Source organism: Photobacterium ganghwense (assembly GCF_017329545.1).
GTDB lineage: Bacteria > Pseudomonadota > Gammaproteobacteria > Enterobacterales > Vibrionaceae > Photobacterium > Photobacterium ganghwense.
The window spans coordinates 1,688,238-1,702,285 of the sequence record NZ_CP071325.1; the positions used below are offsets into that span (position 1 = coordinate 1,688,238).

At 42.8% G+C, this 14,048-nt stretch carries 18 protein-coding genes; 12 read left to right on the plus strand and 6 right to left on the minus strand.

Annotated features, from left to right (window positions below):
• Positions 1–13 precede the first annotated feature (13 nt).
• The 9 genes from FH974_RS07845 to FH974_RS07880 all read left to right on the plus strand — a co-directional run bounded on the left by FH974_RS07845 (position 14) and on the right by FH974_RS07880 (position 6,665).
• Entirely contained in the window at positions 14–325 is a 312-nt protein-coding gene (locus FH974_RS07845; RefSeq protein ID WP_207103654.1) for a hypothetical protein, read from the plus strand.
• A gap of 169 nt (positions 326–494) precedes the next feature.
• Positions 495–746, plus strand: a complete 252-nt coding sequence (locus tag FH974_RS07850) for a single-stranded DNA-binding protein (protein WP_207103655.1) — start codon at positions 495–497, stop codon at positions 744–746.
• Between the two features lie 23 nt (positions 747–769).
• Positions 770–904 (plus strand): hypothetical protein, encoded by a 135-nt coding sequence (locus tag FH974_RS26320; RefSeq protein WP_277991783.1) that lies wholly within the window; start codon positions 770–772, stop codon positions 902–904.
• Positions 905–1,007: 103 nt separating this feature from the next.
• Positions 1,008–3,131: a coiled-coil domain-containing protein gene (locus FH974_RS07855; RefSeq protein ID WP_207103656.1), complete on the plus strand. Its 2,124-nt coding sequence runs from the start codon at positions 1,008–1,010 to the stop codon at positions 3,129–3,131.
• 1 nt (position 3,132) lies between these two features.
• Positions 3,133–3,450, plus strand: a complete 318-nt coding sequence (locus FH974_RS07860) for a DUF2523 family protein (RefSeq protein ID WP_207103657.1) — start codon at positions 3,133–3,135, stop codon at positions 3,448–3,450.
• Position 3,451: 1 nt separating this feature from the next.
• Entirely contained in the window at positions 3,452–4,582 is a 1,131-nt protein-coding gene (locus tag FH974_RS07865) for a zonular occludens toxin domain-containing protein (protein WP_207103658.1), read from the plus strand.
• Between the two features lie 322 nt (positions 4,583–4,904).
• Positions 4,905–5,477 carry a DUF2726 domain-containing protein gene (locus FH974_RS07870; RefSeq protein WP_207103659.1) on the plus strand — a complete coding sequence of 191 codons (573 nt, stop codon included), beginning with the start codon at positions 4,905–4,907 and terminating at the stop codon, positions 5,475–5,477.
• Positions 5,478–5,799: 322 nt separating this feature from the next.
• Positions 5,800–6,213 carry a hypothetical protein gene (locus FH974_RS07875; protein ID WP_207103660.1) on the plus strand — a complete coding sequence of 138 codons (414 nt, stop codon included), beginning with the start codon at positions 5,800–5,802 and terminating at the stop codon, positions 6,211–6,213.
• Positions 6,213–6,665 carry a hypothetical protein gene (locus FH974_RS07880; RefSeq protein ID WP_207103661.1) on the plus strand — a complete coding sequence of 151 codons (453 nt, stop codon included), beginning with the start codon at positions 6,213–6,215 and terminating at the stop codon, positions 6,663–6,665. The genes FH974_RS07875 and FH974_RS07880 overlap by 1 nt, the downstream gene beginning before the upstream one ends.
• Before the next feature lie 94 nt (positions 6,666–6,759).
• Here the strand turns inward: FH974_RS07880 and FH974_RS26170 are convergent, their stop codons facing one another.
• The 3 genes from FH974_RS26170 to FH974_RS07895 form a co-directional block, all read right to left on the minus strand.
• A complete protein-coding gene (locus FH974_RS26170; RefSeq protein WP_242551870.1) occupies positions 6,760–6,978 on the minus strand; it encodes a DUF3653 domain-containing protein in 219 nt (72 codons plus the stop codon).
• 990 nt (positions 6,979–7,968) lie between these two features.
• The gene (locus tag FH974_RS07890) at positions 7,969–8,151 is read right to left on the minus strand and encodes a hypothetical protein (protein ID WP_047886723.1); all 183 of its coding nucleotides are present in this window, start codon (positions 8,149–8,151) and stop codon (positions 7,969–7,971) included.
• 1,294 nt (positions 8,152–9,445) lie between these two features.
• Positions 9,446–9,841 carry an ACT domain-containing protein gene (locus tag FH974_RS07895; protein ID WP_047886743.1) on the minus strand — a complete coding sequence of 132 codons (396 nt, stop codon included), beginning with the start codon at positions 9,839–9,841 and terminating at the stop codon, positions 9,446–9,448.
• A gap of 305 nt (positions 9,842–10,146) precedes the next feature.
• Between FH974_RS07895 and FH974_RS07900 the strand changes: the two genes are divergently transcribed.
• Both FH974_RS07900 and FH974_RS07905 read left to right on the plus strand, forming a co-directional pair.
• Positions 10,147–10,980, plus strand: a complete 834-nt coding sequence (locus tag FH974_RS07900) for a hypothetical protein (protein ID WP_207103662.1) — start codon at positions 10,147–10,149, stop codon at positions 10,978–10,980.
• 240 nt (positions 10,981–11,220) lie between these two features.
• The gene (locus FH974_RS07905; RefSeq protein ID WP_047886720.1) at positions 11,221–11,610 is read left to right on the plus strand and encodes a response regulator; all 390 of its coding nucleotides are present in this window, start codon (positions 11,221–11,223) and stop codon (positions 11,608–11,610) included.
• Positions 11,611–11,642: 32 nt separating this feature from the next.
• On the opposite strand, the gene FH974_RS07910 is transcribed toward FH974_RS07905, so the two are convergent.
• Positions 11,643–12,380 (minus strand): PilZ domain-containing protein, encoded by a 738-nt coding sequence (locus FH974_RS07910; RefSeq protein WP_146149647.1) that lies wholly within the window; start codon positions 12,378–12,380, stop codon positions 11,643–11,645.
• A gap of 274 nt (positions 12,381–12,654) precedes the next feature.
• Between FH974_RS07910 and FH974_RS07915 the strand changes: the two genes are divergently transcribed.
• Positions 12,655–12,924 (plus strand): hypothetical protein, encoded by a 270-nt coding sequence (locus FH974_RS07915; RefSeq protein WP_047886719.1) that lies wholly within the window; start codon positions 12,655–12,657, stop codon positions 12,922–12,924.
• 258 nt (positions 12,925–13,182) lie between these two features.
• Here FH974_RS07915 and FH974_RS07920 read toward each other — a convergent pair whose 3' ends face one another.
• Both FH974_RS07920 and FH974_RS07925 read right to left on the minus strand, forming a co-directional pair.
• A complete protein-coding gene (locus FH974_RS07920) occupies positions 13,183–13,584 on the minus strand; it encodes a PPC domain-containing DNA-binding protein (protein WP_047886741.1) in 402 nt (133 codons plus the stop codon).
• A 151-nt stretch (positions 13,585–13,735) separates the two neighbouring features.
• The gene (locus tag FH974_RS07925; RefSeq protein WP_047886718.1) at positions 13,736–14,044 is read right to left on the minus strand and encodes a DUF3634 family protein; all 309 of its coding nucleotides are present in this window, start codon (positions 14,042–14,044) and stop codon (positions 13,736–13,738) included.
• Positions 14,045–14,048: the final 4 nt, after the last annotated feature.

Sequence of the window (14,048 nt, forward strand, 5' to 3'; positions counted from 1 at the left end):
AAGGAAAAGTGTCATGTCTACTCTGAATGTATTTGTTACTGCGGTAACTAAAGGTGCTGGTATCTCTAAAAAATCTGGCGCACCTAAGCCTTATTCTTTTGCGCAGGTTCATTATCTGGTGCCTGCAAAGGGCTTTGTGAATGATGACAATAATATTCAAAAGCTGGGCTATGAAGAAAAAACCATTTCGATGAAAGATGACCAGTCTTTATTTAATCAGTTCGGCTCTGTTCAGTTCCCATGCAATCTGCAATTGATTATGGAATCTGACCCTGAAAACCCTTCGCGCAATATTGTGACGGACTTTTCCGATGTGGCGAAATGATGATTTATTTGAATCGCAGTTTTTCACTGCGGTTCTTAAAGCGGTAAATAGTTACGGGTATTTATCGTTAGAAACGTTGGCAGATTCGCAAAGGAACTGCCGTTTAAATTCCTCCAGGTCAACATCGTTTCGGCCTGTAGAAAAAGCAATAACGGTTTAGGGTGGCATCATGGCAACTGACAATGTTTGTGTAACGGTAAACGAACAAGGTTTTCTGTATGCCACCTCTCAGCCAATTTCGGAGTGTGCCAGCTATGTGATGGTGAGCCGCTCCACCTATGACAGCTTTATTGCTGATATGTCGGTGACGGGTGAGCAGCTTACAGAGGCGTTTACCTATGGTTTTGCTGCCGTCATCGTGTTTGGCTATTTTGCTGCGTATCCTGTCGGAATTGCGAAAAAATTGATTCGCAAAGTGTAATGTAATTAATTGGAGAAAAAGAAATGACTGATATTTTTGCTGCTGTTGAACTGGGTGACGTTGCGACTTTCGTTGGTACAACTGGCGTTATTATCATCGGTATCGCAATGGCGTTTAAAGGGATTTCCCTTGCTAAACGCGCCGTTAACAAGGCTTAATTAATGACCGCCCTATTGCATGATTTAATTATTACCGTCTGGTCATTGATTGGGGCTATAACGGGGTATGCCGTCTTGCAAGGTTGGCGGTAAATAACGGCATATGAATAAGGCGGCTTCGGTCGCCTTTTTTATTGGTGAGAAAATGAAAAGAATATTTCTTTTATTCCTCTTGGTTTTTTATTCTAGTTATTCTTATTCAGCCTACTATTACGTTGTCGCTTCGTCGGCCAGTGGTAATTATTCGAGTTTAGACCAAGCTATTTCTAAAGAAAAAGCCTATTTGCAAGGCTTTAATGAGATTGTTGGTGAGGTGGAAGTTAAGGAAAGTACGGCCATTAAAAATCATGGCTCAGTTTATATTTATTATAAGCCTTATGAAAGTTATTCATATTATATGAAACATTCATTCACTTGGTGGATTAAAGAGGATTATTGTTCTACTTCGTCTGCTCGTTCGGATTTAAATAATAAAATAAATGAGTGTTTTGATAATACTCCGTTAAATAATGAAGCATCACACAATTATTATTGTAGTGAGGATGCGGTTACTATCCTTGGTTCATGTACTTATACGCCAATTGAGGGTGAATGTACTGGTGATGCCTGTGGAGGTGATGGCTCTGGTGAGGGCGGTGAAGGTGGTGATGGTGGTGATGGTTCAGGCTCCGGTGGCGATGGTTCAGGTTCCGGTGGTGATGGTTCAGGTTCCGGTGGTGATGGTTCAGGTTCCGGTGGTGATGGTTCAGGCTCCGGTGGTGATGGTTCAGGTTCTGGTGGTGATGGTTCAGGTTCTGGTGGTGATGGTTCAGGCTCCGGTGGTGGCGGTTCAGGCTCCGGTGGTGGCGGTTCAGGCTCTGGCGGTGATGGTTCCGGCTCTGGCGGTGATGGTTCCGGCTCTGGTGGTGACGGTTCGGATGGTCAGGGTTCGGGTAGTGTGGATTTGTCCCCTGTCCTCAATAAATTGGGCAGCTTGCAATCTACCGTTGACCAAAACGCGTCAACTATCAAGGCAGCTTTGAAGGATGCGCAAAGTGCGAATACTTCGGCTTTGGCAGATATTGAATCGGCTACTCGCGGCCTTGGGTCTGACCTTGCTGGCATTGAATCAGCTACTCGCGGCCTTGGTGGTGACTTGTCTGATATTGCTGATAGCACGGCCTCTACCGCAACTCGGGTTAACAATCTGGCGGAATCAAACCGAAATGCGTTAGCAGGTGTTGAGCAAGCGACCACGGATGCAGGTAACAAGTTAAGTGTTGACCTGAATAAAATCCTTGATGCTGATAAGAAAATTAACGCCACGTTGGAAGAGCAATTAGCGCTATACAACAAGTATATGGAAACGGCTGAACAGTCCAGAAGCTCTCTTGAGCATATGGCGCAATTTACGGAGGAGGAATTAGCGGTTTTGCGTGAAATGCAAGGTCAGTTCATGACGAATTTCGACCGCCAGTATGACCAGTTGGCGGGGATTCATTCAGCGGTTGGTGATATGGCGCAGTCCATTAGTGACGACAATCTGACAATGATTAATCAGGCCGTTGATGAATTTAAGCAACTGGAATCACTCAATAACACTGCCCGGCAATCGGCGGATGAACTCGCCAACATTGCAGACTTAACCAAGGGGCTTGGCGACAGCCAGGTGCAAACCAATGACAAGCTGGATGGTGTCAAAGATGCTGTTAATCAGGTCAATGATACTTTGCTTGCCAATGAACAGCAGGAATCGGCTAGAGCGCAAGAAATGATTGATGCCATTCGTGATTCGGCATTACCGCAAGGTGAGTTAGAGGGGCTTCGCAATAGCGTTGATGCGATTGGTGATGATGTGGCTGACATTGGTGACACGCTCGATGGCATAGCCGCAAATCAGGATGCCCTTGCTAATCTGGATGTGTCCGGTGCGGGTGTGGTGCCGTGTTTTCAATCCAATGATTGTCATGGCTTCTACACCTCCAAGTACCCTGACGGGATTAGCGGCATTATGACGGCCTTCACCAATGATTTACGTGCCGGCGATTCGTTTGCCTTCCTTGACCAATTTAATGTGGATATTGGTAATGCGGCTGCACCGGATTTTGAAATGAATTTCAATCTGGGAAAAATGGGTAATTTCGGCACCCATAGTTTCAATATCAGTCCGGATGTGTGGCTGTTTATCCGGCTTTGTATCATGTTTGGCGCGGCCATTCTGGCGCGTGCGTTAGTGTTTGGGGGTTAATATGTACGATTGGATTGTTGAGTTGTTCAATACCCTGCTCGACTTCCTGTATCGGCTGGTCTTGTCGTTGGTCGAGATGATGAAAGATATGTGGTTCGCTATCTTCGAGCAACTGCTTCAGGCTGGCAAGGGTCTGATTGCGTTGGTGTCGTCTATGCTCGCTCCGGTGGATTTGTCGCAGTATATGACGGGCTTCCCGCCCGGTGTGTCGTGGGTCTTGGGTCAAATTGGTCTGCCGCAAGCGTTGGGCATTATTGTTGTTGCTATCACTATTCGCCTGATTCTCCAGTTGATACCGTTCGTCCGTTTGGGGTCTTGATATGATTAACCTGATTGTTGGTCGTCCCGGTGGCGGCAAAAGCTATGAAGCGGTGGTTTTCCATATCATTCCGGCCATTCAGAACGGGCGCAAGGTGGTGACTAACCTCCCCTTGAATATTGACCATTTCGTCAAGGTGTTTGGTGAAGATGCCCGGTCACTGATTCGCACCATTGATACCAAGCTGGATGACTTCGGTAACATGAACCGCGCTTTCAGCAAGCCGGAGGATTATCAGGACGACTGGAAAAACGACAAAGGGCAAGGTGTGCTGGTTGTCGTGGATGAGGCACATATGGTTTTACCCTGCTCTGGCACCTCTAAGGAGGTGCTGGAGTTTCTGAGCTTACATCGCCACTACGGGATAGATATCATTCTGATTACTCAGTCTGACCGGAAATTACATCGTGATGTGCGGGATATGGTTCAGCTGCTTTATCGCTGCTCTAAGAATACGGCACTCGGCAGCAATGACAGTTACACCCAAAAGGTCAAGGATGGTGTGCGCGGGGAAATTGTAAATACCAATATCCGGCGCTATAAAAGTTCTTATTTCCCGTTCTATCAGTCTCATACGGCGTCTAATGCTGCGGTTAAAGAGGCAATGGCCAATGACGTTAAACCACTCTGGCAGCACTGGAGTTTTATCGGTGCGGCGTTGTGTTTGGTGTTTGTGGTATTCATGTTCGCCACTGGTGCGGTAAAAAATCCGTTGGCTGTATCTGAGCCAGCCAATAAGGCTGACCAGCAAGTTAAATCACATCCTCCAGGTGCAAATGAAAATACGGCGGTGCCTGTAACGCCAGCTGCTCCGGCCAAACCGAAAACCAAACATCCCCTATCGGATTATTCATTGTTTGTGACAGGCTTTGCTAAGCAAATCGCAATCCGGACGGATAGCCGTTTTGATTTGGATTTGTCGTTTGACCGGGTTTATCTGGTTGCCTTCCAGAATAACGTTCGTCAGTTCGCGCTCGATTCCGGTGATTTGCAGCGTTTGGGGTACACCTTCCGGCGTTTGGGCGATTGCATCTACAGTCTTGAGTTCGAGGCATTTTCAAGCCTTGTGGTATGTACCAGCAATGACCAATACCGCCCGGACGAAACTGTCCCTCAACTAATGCCAATATAAGTGCGCGGAACGGGAGGGGTTCCCCGCCTTGCGGGGAGGGGCTCGTTACCGCCGCACTCTCTATCGCTCTTATCCCGCAGGGATGCTAAGGGCATCAGCACCCTAGCCTTTACTTTCCTCACACCTGATATGCCCGAGCCCAGCTCCCGCCGATGGAATCATAAAAAGCCTCCATACTGCTAAGCCTGAATACTGGGTTGCGCTCCCTTAACGGCGCGAACGGTTATCGATCGTCGGAGACACTATGAATCAATAGCTTGCACCATTATGCTCTCAAGTGTATAGATCTCTGGCCGTTATTAATTAGCATTGAGTGATAGAAATGGAATTATCTATACAGACTGCATTATTTGTTGCTGTGGGCTTTATCGTTGTATCAGCTGTTGTGGGTTTACTCATTCGTTCTAAAGGCACTACGGATGACACCACTGATACTCAATACCAGCCCATCAAACGACTTCTAACTCCTGCGGAACGTTCGTTTTATGGTGTCCTGTCCACCTGTTTAAAGGATGATTATTTAATTTTTTGCAAAGTAAGAATTGCCGATGTAATTAAGCCAGTTTCTGGTCTGAATCGGTCGGAGTGGCAGCGCGCATTTAATAAGATATCTAGTAAGCACCTTGATTTTGTTATCTGCGATAAGAAGGATTTATCAATTTTATGCGCTGTTGAGCTTAATGATTCTAGTCATGAAAAGGCAACTCGTGCCAAAAGAGATGCGTTTGTTAGCAAATCTCTGGAGTCTGCGGGCGTTTCTTTTACTGAATTTTCAGCAAAGAAGTCGTATAGCATTAGCGATGTGTCTGAGCGTTTATCTACCTACCTGAAAGATGCTGACAAATCAGTTAAAAAGAGTGAAATGGATTCTGTTGCTGATGACTGTGCTTTGTAACAAGCACCTAAGTGCGTGGTTTGTCTCGTAACATGGCCTTTGTAGGCTATGTATCTATAAACAAGGCTGCTAGCCTACTCTCAACATTCATTTTTTGCGGTTTCAGCCCCTGCACAGCTCCCGTTAAATAAGCTTGCTGTTACCGACAAATTCCCGCCAAAACTGCCACTAATTTCTATGCATCAATGTACATTTATGTGCAATAATCTTCGCCTGTGTACGTTATCAAGCCAAGGTCGAGGTTTTGGTTACTGAAATCGGCTGTATAACGTAATGGGCGTAATATGTACAAATATGTGCAAATAACTTACTTGGTTGCTGTATGACTCAATCAATTTATAACAATGAGACTTTGACGGAGTCGGTACAGGCAGAAGGGTTGCTTACGGCACCTACTGTGGGTACTTGGCAGGAGGACTTTAATTTGTCTGAAGCTGACTTTGTAAGGTTAAAATCTGGTAAACCTGTAACATTTAACTGGGCTAATAGTATTCTATTAACTTCTATTGGTTGGGGTTTTAATATATTGTCAAAGTGGTTCCCAACTTTTAAGGACCCAGCAGTACAAAGTAAAATAACGGATGGGGAAATATACACATTGGTGGCTGGTTGTAGTCTTGCCGTAATTCTATATTTAATTGGTTTAACAATGCCAAACGATAGAAAAACTGTGATGAAATCTATAGAAACACATTTTAAAAATGCAGAAAAATCAAAGCATGTGAGGAAAAGCTAATGATTACAACAAGTAATTTCCCTCCATTGTATAAGCCATTGGATGAACTTGAAATATGTAGCAATAAGTTGATTGGTGGTGGTAACTTGATTTCTATTGGTGATGTTCTGCCGATTCTAATTGGAGCCGGAAGGAAGCCTAAGGTTTGGTTACAGGCGATGCAAAATAAGACTAGGGAATCATTCGTTACTATCGTTGATAATTCTAAATCAATGCATCCTTTTGTTGACGTTAAAAATAAAAATAAAATTACAGAGTTTTATGTAAAGGATATCCTTATTTTACGTGTAAATAATAGAACTCGTACTCGAGCTGTTGTTGATTACGTTAATTTACAACCTTTAGGTATTAACGTAATTGGAGATAAAAGTAAATTAGTCGCGGGTAATGCAACTTTTAGTAATTCTACTTTCATGAACGTAGGCACAGTTCTTAATTTTGATATCTTCTAGAACACCCCGCCTAGTAATACGGGGTGAAAGGTTTTGGAGGATTGCAGACTGTCAGCGAGTACCCTTTCGGACTGTCCACAACCTCCAGGCTAATTTATCGAGATACCTTCCTTAACAGTCTGGCGGCCTTCATGATGGCCGCCTTTGTCTTTCTGTCATCTTCCGCATTGATTTCGAGTAGCGCATTACCCGTCACTATCCTATCTGGTGTCAGTGACCAGCCGTTCGGCGTAACCAGTTCACCGTGTTTTATCTTCCAGCCTCTCCAATTCTCGTTTATGGCTTCCAAATCACGGCAACTGTACAATTTCATTAATCTTCTACACACGGGCGGTATCTCCTGCCCCTCATCCCAACGCGTGACCGTTCTCACAGTTTTGAAACATAATTCAGCGGTCTCTTCTCTGCTCAAGCCACAAGTGAATTTCCGAAAAATGTAGTTGTTCGTTATTTTTTTGGACATGGTGTCACTTTTTGCATTCCTTGTTACACAAGGATTTGCATAGTAACGGCATGAATATAGCGGCTTGAACGGTTTCATGACTTATCTGTTATTTACCATAACATGGTCATAATGCGCACTGAAGCTTCGGATTGTTAAACGCCAGAATCCCAGCCATACCAAGGGCTAAAACACCGTTATTTAAGGTTTTTCTTGTGGTGCGCACTCGTAGTTTGATGAATATCATTCCTAAAGCGGTGTGCCGGTACGCTCTAACGTGGTTACGCCACAGCCGTTTCGTGGTGGTCGCCGCATGACACAGCCCCAGCAGCAAACTGTGACAAAGGAAAAGAAAAAGGAAGTCAGGAAAGCCCAAGCTAAACGTGCGAGCCGAGCATCACCACCATAATGGCTAATAAGCAAAAATGAGAAAGCGTGCTATTTTTAAAATTGTAAATAACATGATATCTCGATTTAATTAACAGTTGATACAGTCCAAGCCATGAACTTCACTTTAGCTGTTAATAAAGGCCCCTTACCGGGGCCTGTTTTTTACTTTTGTTTTTTTGTGGAAATCGAGCAATAGAAACAGCGCTGGAATAAGTGAGAAAAAATAGATAAACCCAGCGAATTTGATAATGAAAATCAATGCGATGCTGAAGGTATCCGGTATTCCTTTTTGATACTCCCAGCTAACAATGACTGTTGCTATACCGACCCACCATACGAACAAAAAGCAAAAAGGCATTTGGCGTTCCCTCGCTTTTTATTTGACATTGCCTACAAAGATAATCCATCTTCTAACGAGATGGTGGCATATTTTATGGGGAACGTGAGTTGAAGTTCAATTAGTGCTTCTATTTATTTTTTGTCTCCTGACTCCCACTCTAATTTCATGATCCGCTTCTCATGCAATTGCAGCATTTCCTTTAATTCGCCCAACACCGATTCATGGGCTTTGACGGCGCGGAACAGCAGATAACACATGATGAGAGTTGGAGGTGTCACCCCCAACTCAGCAAACAGCTTGATGAGCTCTCGCATACAAAACCGTGTCAAACAGGCCGCGATGAGTGCCGCCGCAATGGTCGGAATCAGGCCGCCAATTTGCGCGCATTTTTCACCGATAGTGACCTGGACTAACTCGCTGTGCCGGTTATAAGACTAGCTGCCATGATTTTTCGTGTTTCGCGAGGAATATAGTCAAAGGGTGACAGTGTCACTATTGGATTGTATGCTTTATCCCGTAAGCTGTTTGAGGAAAACTCTTCATCCAAGGCTCCGTGGAAATTCAGATTTGTGAGGTGGCGTGCTGATAAATATCTAGTGGGTAATGCAACCGCTTTGCTTTTAGCTAAACTCTTTTGGTCCAATCTTGTAGCATTCTCTGTTTTCCAAAAGGCACTTATCAAACATCAGCGATTAGTTATGTAAAAAATGCCAGGTACAAAAAAGCCCGCTTAACCGAGAGGTTTACGGGCTTTGGTCGTTGTGATATGAATCACGGAGTTCAGTTCAGTAGTTGATAAAACTTCCTGAGTATAAATTGTCTTAGTTCGTCTTCTTTACCGCTTGATACAGACTGCAACCACATAAATTGTGACTTGGTGGACATTTTCAGGAAAGCACATGAATCGATTTTATTCTCGCTAGGTACGTTGATAAAAGCTCTTTCAAGAGAAGTTTGTATGGCAGAAGAGATAAAAATATTTGTCGACTCTAGGTAGTCGTCCAGTTTTGACAGATCTTCCAATGGTAAGCGAGACTTCCTACTCATGTATAACGTTTATAATTTTATTTTTGTTTCTAAACCAGCATTGTAAACCTTATAAAATTTAATGACAATGCAATTAATGTTGCTTTGCTTAACACTGACTCTGACCCTCACCTATCCTAATCACTTATCAGCACTTGATTTAGCATTTGTGACACCGTGACATTTTAAAAAATTACGGAGCATATATCCTATGATGCTGACCTCTTCTTGAAGGACCAACCTATCTCCTTAATTGACAGTGATTAAACGGGCTGTGTTTCATGGGTATTGGAACAACAGTGCTCACAGAGTGCTGCGTTTTGATAAATTTTTCTTGCATGTTCGCTGGCCACATGACTTGAATCAAAATAGCCGACACAAGTTATGCTTTCCGGAGAAGGTAGATGTAGGCAATCATTTCTATGTACTTCATGAATTTTAGTGTTTCTTTGTGGCTTATCACTTACAAAATATACAGAATACGTCATTTCTTACACCATATAACGTTCGATGACACTACTATTATGGCTCGGTAAACATGAAGGAATGATTACTTGCTTCAGAGAAACGTCTAAGCAAAAACTAATTTGTAAACTCTGCCAATGCTTCCATCGCTTCTTCTGCTCTCTGGCTTGGAACAAAAATATGATCGTGGTAATACGCGGCAATGACATTTGCACTGATACCCCGTTCACTTAGTTTTGATGCAACACTCGCGGTAAGCCCTACGGCATCCAGGCTTGAGTGAACGGTTAAAGTGATCATTTTGTATGTACTAGAGAAGAAAAGATCTTTATCTTCAGCCACATTTTTAGGAAGGATGATAGTTAACCCCTCTTTTTCCAAGAATGTCGCAATGGGTTGTAATGCCAACATTTCGGACAAAGTGTTTGGAACTGAACAAAAAACATATTCTTGAGGTTGGAGTTCCGGTGATAAAGACTTGAGTAACGATTCTAGCTCTAGAATTCCAGACATTGACATCCCTCTCTTTTTGCAAGACTTTGTATAAGCTAAAACACTATTCACGTTTTTCAAAGAAGTTTATTTTTTTCTTAAAACAAAAGTTATAGTGCATTAGGTGATATGTTGAAATTTATAATTCGCAATTTGCGAACCTCAAAAAAACATAAGCATCTGTTTTAAAAGGATAATATTTCTGGCCAAAATATTGCTTTAAGAGCTATATGGCTAGAAAAGGATTACGGTATATAAGGATGAGACATAAGATCAGTAAGTCTCTAATGCTTCTACTAATACTCATTCCAATGGTGCTATCGGATATGACAGTGCCAGGTAGTCACGACCAATTAAATGAGAACATAATTGATGCGTCTCAACTGTCGAATAACAATGTGTTTAAACATGTTTCCAATAGTTCTTTTATTGAAAGTCAGCGTGAAGAGTTTACTCAACTCTCAGATCTGTATGCCACCTTACAGCAGAATGAAGTCAGAAATGAACAATTGCTATTTGGTGAATCAAATAGCGCTTCTTTACTTCCCTTACCTGGTTTTTTGTTCGATACAGCCACCAGCAGTGGTACTCCTTTAATTCAATTACCTGTCATACAGTTTATGTTTCCTTTTACTGTCTCCGACTTTCTACCACAGATGTCCAATCAGGTAGGAAATATGTTTAATCATCAAAGCCACACTTCCACCGGAATCCGCTACTCTGCTTCAATAGGTAATAATCTTGCAGCAGCAGCCCCCTCACTTTCAGTATCTCCAGCGCAATCCAGCTCGGTGAACTCAGGTAATATGACATTGAGTGGCGTGGGAGGCAGCACTGCTTCACCACAGCAAATGCAAGAGGACCCTGACCAAAACGAGGCTCAAAATAATAATACAAATACCAGTTCCAGTAGTAACGAGGCTAACTATAATAAACCAGCTCCGAGTGGTAACGAGAGCAGCACGGCAGTATTACCATTAAACGAACCAATAATCACAGCGCAATCTACCCCATCCCACAAGGTGTCTAATGTTCCAGAGCCTCCTTCATGGGTACTATTTCTTTTTATAGTGATGTACATTCTTATTCAAAAAATTAATTGTTACCACGTCACTACCCTGTTACGGTCAAAGCCTAACAAAAGGCCAAGAAATTTATAAAAAACAGTCATGCCCTTTCATTTATCTGCTAATAAATCTCTTATCTTCGATGGATTAGCCTTTACTGATGATTTCATGATTAAGTGGTGGTTATAGATAAACCCAAGTTATAGTGCATTAGATATTTGTGAGTGGGTTTGGGTCACATTTCTTCTGCTCAAATTTGAGCATTTGGTTAATAATCCTCCTCCAGATAGCTTATGATTAGAAAACGGTTGTTAGTTGTTTAAGGGATTCTGCATGAGCCGCTTTCTGATTATTGAAGACAATAAGATGATGACGCATATTCTGGCGCAATTGTTACGTAAGTCGACAAAGATAGAAAAGTTGCTTTACGCCACTACTGCGCAGCAAGCATGTAGTCAGCTTAATCGGTTTGAATTCGACTGCATTTTTTTAGATTTAAACCTCTCCAAGCCATTGGATGGTATTGAGGTGCTTGAATTTATTCACTCCCACCAGCTACAGATTCCCGTAGTAATAGTCAGTACTGATAGTGAAATGGACGTCGTCAAACAAGTGATAAAGTACAATCCAAGTGATTATCTGGTGAAGCCGATTTCTCTGCAAAAAGTAAAAAGGTGTATTGAAAAGCTTCGCCAGTCTCGGCAGGTTTATTTACTGGGCTAAACTACTCTTATCTATTTTATGTTCACTCTTTTTCACTGTGTAGTCAGCTTCTTAAATGACAGCTTAGAACCATCAAAGATAAGTTTGGATAGTAAAGATTTGGCATTTTCCCCTCCATTCACATCAAACAACACGCCACATTGATTTGCATTACCAGACTTCACAATGTTCTTTGTCACTCCAGACAAACGATACGGTTCCCCGCTCGACGGATGAACCACCCGAATGCTAAGCGGCATTCCTGGCGAAAATTGCGGGCCATGAAGCTCTGTCAAAAAACAGCAACCACTGCTTGATATATCTTTAAGCTCAACAGTCAGCTTTCTGCTCCCTAGTTGAATTATCCCTGTTAGATTCACTTCATAACGTGGCTCCTGACGCAATTGCGTCAGTGTGGCCGAGACAGGAATATCCACTACGACTAAACGAACAGGGTCTGTCACGAGATGCTTAATACGTGTTTTAAGAGTGATCTGAGCACCTTCCCCATGCTCCGAGATCGCTTTAATAGTTATCCAGTATCCCTGTTGAAAGAATTCTTCGCACTCGATTTTCGATATTTTTGGAGGCGCCAGATAAATCCGGTCAAGACCATCCGACCCGATGAACGTGGTTTCAGTCCGGTACAAATGCCCTAACGGAGTTTTAACGCTCACCATAACATCAGAGCCATGACGAATCATTTTTACACTTTTCAGGCCTGGTGCGTCTTCCTCTCGCGCTCTATTGGCCAGAATTTTTTGTTTCAACATTTCCGCTTGTTGATTCATGCTAAGCCCTATGTTTTTACTCTCCGTATTCACCGATTTTAATATTAGCGGTTCCCTATTTACAATCTGCTTACTTTTATTTCTGAGCAAAAAGACATCAATTAAACATCGTTGACTCCTTTCCCGCTGTAGCTTGTGATATCACCGACGAGGTAATTTGATTGCATTCTGTATTTCATCGATTTTTACCAACCCTCATATAAAGCTATCTTTTAGTTGAATAAGATAAAAATATAAATGACAATGCTATCAAACAAAAGCAATACAATAACTTATGGCAATTACAATTAGAAACATTGAAAAACATGCTTATATGATTGAAGAGCTAAAATCTTTAACAGAAAGCAATGTCACGACAAAAGCCTTAATCAAAGGTGGCTATTTAGCCGTCGAGTTAGGAAAGACCTTGGAGGAAGAACGAAAACAGCGGCTTCTTGCCGAAGAAAGGCTCTCTGCTCTGCAGAACAAAATACAACAATATCTCGTAAGCCAAGCTGCACTGGTTGATGCCGTGAATACAGCACCCGGCAAAACCCAAGACTAAATATTTGACGATGAGTTACCCTGATTAGACCATTCATCATTTGTTTTCGTCATATACAATGAACACTCCAAAGCATTCCCATAACCTTTTGCAGAATTTGCAGGTTTTACAGCTCTTGCTTTCTAGAGGTCATTTACAGCCTCTGTTTTACCCTGGCAGTGATACCCATATGAAAAGAAACCAGTAAATGATTTTGTAGACCGTCAATATACTCGGGTGAAACTTCAAAGCTTCACCCGAACGATGTCACCCAGACGCTTATTTGATAGCTTTAACGACCAGCTCCGTGAACCCAGTTTGATTGTCCAGCTCACGACTGAAGCTCAGGTTACGATACTCGGCAAGACAAATTTCTGCCGTAAACGAAACTAGCGTTCCTTCCAGCAAGTGGCCTCCATACATCTTACCTTGCTTGTCAGCGACGGATATATGTAGGTGAACATGCTCGGGGGTTAATGTGCCGGACAGTGTCAATATTTCCAGAGGCCCGTCTAAAAGTAATGAATCTGCCTCATTCGCTAACCTAATCGTCGCGGCAGATAAGCAACCGACACCACTCAGTAAAGACCCGGCTTGAATCCCCGTTTCCTGAACATACTCTAAAATGGCATTACGTAAATCAGCACCTTGGGTTAGCCTGAAAGCATGCGGAATTAACATATGAAAGTGACCTCCCTGAAAGTCAGCCAATGCACTCACAAATTTAATCGATGAAAAAGGCTTCCGAAGAAGCCTTGATAACTCACCCATTGTAACGCCCTAGAACCAAAGACGCTCAGACATAATCACGTAGAAATATGAGTAGATTGCGCTATGCGCGTTTACCTGAACGTTTTTTGCTACCGCCAGAGTATGGAAATACGTTATGAACGCGTTGTTTAACTTTCGCGGGTACGGTTTTCGAAAAAACCAGCTTTGTGGTGAAACGGTTCTTGTAGACTTTGATTTTCCCGCTGAATGGCTGCTTATGAGCGATATCTTTACACCCATTCAGAAAACCAGCCGGAATTGTGCCTTTCTGTTTGGTGAGCTTACCGTCTTCAAACTCCATCACCATAACCGGGCGGTCTTTAAACACCAGAATAAAAACGACAATAGCCAGAACGATGACATATTCCATAGTG

What these genes read in the sequence shown, in the direction of transcription:
- FH974_RS07905 (WP_047886720.1), top strand. Translation starts at nt 11,221, where the DNA reads ATGAGCCGCTTTCTGATTATTGAAGACAATAAGATGATGACGCATATT.
- FH974_RS07910 (WP_146149647.1), bottom strand. Translation starts at nt 12,380, where the DNA reads ATGAATCAACAAGCGGAAATGTTGAAACAAAAAATTCTGGCCAATAGA.
- FH974_RS07870 (WP_207103659.1), top strand. Translation starts at nt 4,905, where the DNA reads ATGGAATTATCTATACAGACTGCATTATTTGTTGCTGTGGGCTTTATC.
- FH974_RS07880 (WP_207103661.1), top strand. Translation starts at nt 6,213, where the DNA reads ATGATTACAACAAGTAATTTCCCTCCATTGTATAAGCCATTGGATGAA.
- FH974_RS07875 (WP_207103660.1), top strand. Translation starts at nt 5,800, where the DNA reads ATGACTCAATCAATTTATAACAATGAGACTTTGACGGAGTCGGTACAG.
- FH974_RS07915 (WP_047886719.1), top strand. Translation starts at nt 12,655, where the DNA reads ATGGCAATTACAATTAGAAACATTGAAAAACATGCTTATATGATTGAA.
- FH974_RS07860 (WP_207103657.1), top strand. Translation starts at nt 3,133, where the DNA reads ATGTACGATTGGATTGTTGAGTTGTTCAATACCCTGCTCGACTTCCTG.
- FH974_RS07895 (WP_047886743.1), bottom strand. Translation starts at nt 9,841, where the DNA reads ATGTCTGGAATTCTAGAGCTAGAATCGTTACTCAAGTCTTTATCACCG.
- FH974_RS26170 (WP_242551870.1), bottom strand. Translation starts at nt 6,978, where the DNA reads ATGAAATTGTACAGTTGCCGTGATTTGGAAGCCATAAACGAGAATTGG.
- FH974_RS26320 (WP_277991783.1), top strand. Translation starts at nt 770, where the DNA reads ATGACTGATATTTTTGCTGCTGTTGAACTGGGTGACGTTGCGACTTTC.
- FH974_RS07900 (WP_207103662.1), top strand. Translation starts at nt 10,147, where the DNA reads ATGACAGTGCCAGGTAGTCACGACCAATTAAATGAGAACATAATTGAT.
- FH974_RS07845 (WP_207103654.1), top strand. Translation starts at nt 14, where the DNA reads ATGTCTACTCTGAATGTATTTGTTACTGCGGTAACTAAAGGTGCTGGT.
- FH974_RS07865 (WP_207103658.1), top strand. Translation starts at nt 3,452, where the DNA reads ATGATTAACCTGATTGTTGGTCGTCCCGGTGGCGGCAAAAGCTATGAA.
- FH974_RS07850 (WP_207103655.1), top strand. Translation starts at nt 495, where the DNA reads ATGGCAACTGACAATGTTTGTGTAACGGTAAACGAACAAGGTTTTCTG.
- FH974_RS07890 (WP_047886723.1), bottom strand. Translation starts at nt 8,151, where the DNA reads ATGCGAGAGCTCATCAAGCTGTTTGCTGAGTTGGGGGTGACACCTCCA.
- FH974_RS07925 (WP_047886718.1), bottom strand. Translation starts at nt 14,044, where the DNA reads ATGGAATATGTCATCGTTCTGGCTATTGTCGTTTTTATTCTGGTGTTT.
- FH974_RS07920 (WP_047886741.1), bottom strand. Translation starts at nt 13,584, where the DNA reads ATGTTAATTCCGCATGCTTTCAGGCTAACCCAAGGTGCTGATTTACGT.
- FH974_RS07855 (WP_207103656.1), top strand. Translation starts at nt 1,008, where the DNA reads ATGAATAAGGCGGCTTCGGTCGCCTTTTTTATTGGTGAGAAAATGAAA.